The 3,350-nt window shown below is 72.5% G+C and carries 3 protein-coding genes and 1 pseudogene; all 4 read left to right on the forward strand.

Annotation, left to right across the window (positions count from 1 at the left end; all coding sequences use genetic code 11):
• Positions 1-180: hypothetical protein (locus tag B4M60_RS09125; RefSeq protein WP_291082568.1), on the forward strand; the 180-nt coding region annotated here is incomplete at its 5' end.
• The gene (locus B4M60_RS09130) at positions 177-1,484 is read left to right on the forward strand and encodes an McrC family protein (RefSeq protein WP_291082571.1); all 1,308 of its coding nucleotides are present in this window, start codon (positions 177-179) and stop codon (positions 1,482-1,484) included. The genes B4M60_RS09125 and B4M60_RS09130, both read left to right, overlap by 4 nt.
• Positions 1,481-2,596 carry an SGNH/GDSL hydrolase family protein gene (locus tag B4M60_RS09135; RefSeq protein WP_291082574.1) on the forward strand — a complete coding sequence of 372 codons (1,116 nt, stop codon included), beginning with the start codon at positions 1,481-1,483 and terminating at the stop codon, positions 2,594-2,596. Before B4M60_RS09130 ends, B4M60_RS09135 begins: the two co-directional genes overlap by 4 nt.
• 44 nt (positions 2,597-2,640) lie before the next feature.
• A pseudogene (locus B4M60_RS09140) lies at positions 2,641-3,350 on the forward strand (acetyl-CoA C-acyltransferase); the annotation flags it as partial.

Raw genomic sequence — 3,350 nt, forward strand, 5'->3', positions numbered from 1 at the left:
CGGATCGGCCCGTCGTACTTCATGAAGGACCAGGCCACCGAGCCCGGCGGGCTCGAGGCCATCTGGCGCTACGACCTGCTGCCGCTGCTCGAGGAGCACTACTACGGACGCCTGACCCGCGCGGAGGTGCACGAGCGCTTCGGCCTGGCCGCCCTGCGCCGGAAGATCGGCCGGGCATGATCGCTTCCTCGACGGACTCCGCGTCGGAGTCCATCGAGTTCGACGAGTTCGACCGCCGCGGCCGGCTCGTCTCGCTGAGCTGGGAGGGGGCTCAACACCTGTCGCAGACCGGGCTGGTGGAGGTCCTGCCCGCCGGCCGCGACACCTGGCGGCTGATACCGAGCGGGCGCGTGGGGTCGGTGCGGGTCGAGGGCCTGTCCGTGCGGGTCCTGCCCGCCGCCAGCCTGGGCCTGACGCAGCTGTTCTTCCTGCTGGACCACGCGGCCGACGACGCCTTCCTCCCCTCGGCCGTCCAGGCGCGGGACGACGACGAGTTGTGGTCCGCCGTGGCCGAGTCCATGGCCAGGTTGGCGCATCAGGCCCTCTCCGCCGGGCTCCTCCGCGGCTACCGCAGGGTCGACGAGGCGCTGACCACCGTGCGCGGCCGGATCCGCCTGGGAGACCAGATCCGCCGCCACCCGGGCATGACCATCCCCCTGGAGGTCACCTACTCGGAGTTCACCCCGGACATCGCCGAGAACCGGATACTGCGCACCGCCGCGCACCGGCTGCAGTTCCTCCCCGACCTGCCCGACGCCACCCGTCGGCGACTCGCGATGGTGGACGCGCGGTTGTCGGACGCCTCGCTCATCCCGCAGGGTGCCCCGGTGCCCGCGTGGACGCCCAGTCGGCTCAACGCCCGGTTCCAGGACGCGCTGGCGTTGGCGGACCGGATCGTGCGTCGGATCTCGGTGGAGGTCGAGGACGGGCACGCGGCGTCGGCGGCGTTCGTCACCGAGATGCCGGCGTTGTTCGAGCGCTTCGTGGCGGCCGAACTGACCGCCGCCCTCGACGGCCGTGGCGGACGGGTGCTGCAGAACCCCGTCGTCAACCTCGATTCCGGGACCGAATCCCCCGACGCCCCCTCCGGCCGCCACGGTGCGCCCGCCGCGGACGGCGACCACATCTCCGTGCGCACCGGCCTCGTGTACGAGGTCGACGGCGATCCGGTCACCACCTTCGTGCCGACGTATCCCACGGATCGCCGCGCCCGCGCCGCCGAGCACTACAGGCTGCTCGCCGCGTGCACCGCGCTCGGGGTGGACCGGGCCTACCTCGTGTACCCGGCCCAGCGACGCGGCGACACGCCCCAGCCCCGGCGGATCGTGCACACCGACATCTCGATCGTCGAGTACCCGGTGGATCTCTCCGGGGGACCCGCGGAGAGCCGCAGGGCTATCGTCGAACTGGCGGAGCAGGCCCGCACGCTGATCGCCCCACCCGCCGCCCGCCACCGGACCGAGGGGAGAAGACACGCCCGATGAGCTCAACAGATGACCCGGCCCGACGCATCGTGGTCAACCTCGCCCTGGTCGCCGTCGGCACCGCCGGCGCGTACCGCGGGGCGTACGAACTCCTCGCGCAGCAGGCCAGGATCGCCCGGAAGGTCATCCCCAAGCCCAGCACGCGGCCCTTCGCCGGCGACGGCCTCTACCGGCCGGGCGCCGAGACGGCCGAGCCCTGGCGGCCCGGCATGACGTGCGACGTCCACATGATGATCTTCGGCGACTCCCTGGCCGCCGGCCTCGGCGCGGACACCGCCGGCGAGCTGCCCGGCGTGCTGTTGGCCCGCGGCCTGGCCGAGGAGTCGGGGTGGGACGTGCGGCTGAGCATCAAGGCGATCGTCGGCGCCACCTCCAAGGGACTGCCCGGCCAGGTCGAGGCCATGCAGATCGCGCACGGGCGACCCGACATCTCCGTGATCCTCATCGGCGGCAACGACATCACCGCCCGCAACGCGATCGGCCCCTCCGCCCGGCGCGTGGGCGAGGCCGTCGGGGCGCTCCGCGAGGGCGGCTCCCACGTGGTGGTGGGCACCTGCCCGGACCTGGGGATCATCAAGCCCGTCCCGCAGCCGCTGCGCTCGGTCATGGCCACGCTCAGCCGCCGGCTCGGCAACGCCCAGGCCGTCCAGGTCCGCCGGGCCGGTGGCGTGCCGGTGTCCCTGGCCGAGGCGCTGGCGCCGGAGTTCCACAAGCGCGGTGAGAGCCTCTTCTCCCCCGACCGCTTCCACCCCAACTCCGCCGGATACGAGCTCGCCGCGGGCCTGCTCCTGCCGGCGGTGTGCGAGGTGCTCGGCGTGTGGGACGAGGCGACGGACGAGGCCGCCGCCACCGTCGACGCGGTGGCGGATGCCGCCGGCGAGGAGCCCCGCGACTCCGTGGTCGCCCGCCTGGCCAAGCGGCTCACCGATTTCGTCCGTACCCACGAGGACGCGGACGATGAGGTCCAGAACACGTTCCTGCATAATGAGGACGTGGACGGCCAACCCGAGGGCACGGGCGAAGCCCGCGAGGCAGTGGACACCCTCCGCCGCCGGAGTCGGATCCTGCGATTGACCCGCTCCACCCGGGACCCTGAGGACTCGGAGTCCTGACCCCCGACCACACAGAGCACTCACCTGCAATGAAGGAGCTTTCCATGCCGGAAGCCGTTATCGTCTCGTACGCCCGTTCCCCGATCGGGCGCGCCAACAAGGGTTCCCTCGTGGGCATCCGCTCGGATGACCTCGCCGCCCAGATGGTCCGCGCCGCGCTGGACAAGGTCCCGGCGCTCGACCCCACCCACATCGACGACCTCATGCTGGGCTGCGGCCTGCCGGGCGGCGAGCAGGGCTTCAACATGGGTCGTGTCGTCTCCGTGCTCGCCGGCCTGGACACCGTCCCCGGCACCACGGTCAACCGCTACTGCTCCTCCTCGCTGCAGACCACCCGCATGGCCCTGCACGCGATCAAGGCCGGCGAGGGCGACGTGTTCATCTCCGCCGGTGTCGAGACCGTGACCAACTTCGCCAAGGGCACCGCCGATCACTGGCCGGACACCCACAACCCGAGGTTCGCCGACGCGGAGGCCCGCACCATCGCGCGCGCCGAGGCCGGCGCCGATGTGTGGACCGACCCCCGTGAGGCCGGCCTCCTGCCGGATGTCTACATCCCCATGGGCCAGACCGCCGAGAATGTCGCGCAGCTCACCGGCATCACCCGCGAGGAGCAGGACCGCTGGGGCGTCCGCTCGCAGAACCGCGCCGTCGAGGCCGTCGAGCGCGGCCACTTCGCCAACGAGATCACCCCGGTCACCATGCCCGACGGCACCGTGGTCTCCACCGACGACGGCCCGCGGCCCGGCACCAC

Source organism: Dietzia sp. UBA5065 (assembly GCA_002415925.1).
GTDB lineage: Bacteria > Actinomycetota > Actinomycetes > Mycobacteriales > Mycobacteriaceae > Dietzia.